Below are 812 nucleotides of genomic sequence, written 5' to 3'. Positions count from 1 at the left end.
ACGCCCAGCCGCCCCGCGCGCGCCGCGGACACCCCGCCCGCCGCGGCCGCGGGCCCCCCGGGACACGTCCGGGGTCGGCCTTCCCCGTACCGCCTCGAACCCATGACGGCCAACACCCCGCCCCGGTTCAGACCGGGCAGGCCGCCCGTGCGCGTCCGGCCCTTCGAGCATCTCCCCGAGATCGGTCACTCGATGGTCCTGAGCTTCGACGACGGCCCCGATCCGCTCTACACCCCGGACATTCTGGCCACCCTGCGCGAGCACCGGGTCCGCGCGATGTTCTTCGTCTGCGGAGAGATGGCCGACGGCAACCCGGATCTTCTGCGCGAGATGGCCGACGACGGGCATGTGGTGGGCAACCACTCCTGGTCCCACCCGCTGATCCCGAAGCTCTCCCGCCCCGCGATCCGCGACGAACTGGGGCGCACCAGCGAGGTGGTGGACCGGGTGCTCGGCGCCCCGCCGCTGTGGTACCGCGCACCCTACGGTGCCTGGAACCGCAACTCCTTCGAGATCGGTGCCGAGTTGGGCATGGAGCCCATGGCCTGGACCGTGGACACGCTCGACTGGAAGACGCCGGGCACCGGCACGATCGTCCGCCGGGTGCTCGACGGGGCGGCGCCCGGCGTCGTCGTCCTCTCGCACGACGCGGGCGGCGACCGCTCGCAGAGCGTCGCGGCCCTGCGCCGCTATCTTCCCCGGCTGCTGGACTCCGGCTACCGCATCACGGTGCCGCGCCGCCTCTGAGCAGCGGAACGCGGCACCGTGCGCGCCTGTGCCCCCGGCTTCGGTGCTGTCTCTTATACACATCT

At 72.7% G+C, this 812-nt stretch carries 1 protein-coding gene; it reads left to right on the top strand.

Annotated elements, in window-relative coordinates:
* The coding region (locus CR470_RS38230) for a polysaccharide deacetylase family protein (protein WP_097872321.1) at positions 1-747 on the top strand (747 nt) is incomplete at its 5' end.
* Positions 748-812: the final 65 nt, after the last annotated feature.

It is taken from the genome of Streptomyces sp. rh34 (assembly GCF_002551245.1).
In the GTDB taxonomy this organism is placed as follows: Bacteria; Actinomycetota; Actinomycetes; order Streptomycetales; family Streptomycetaceae; genus Streptomyces.
This window is presented reverse-complemented; position numbering and strand designations above follow the sequence as displayed.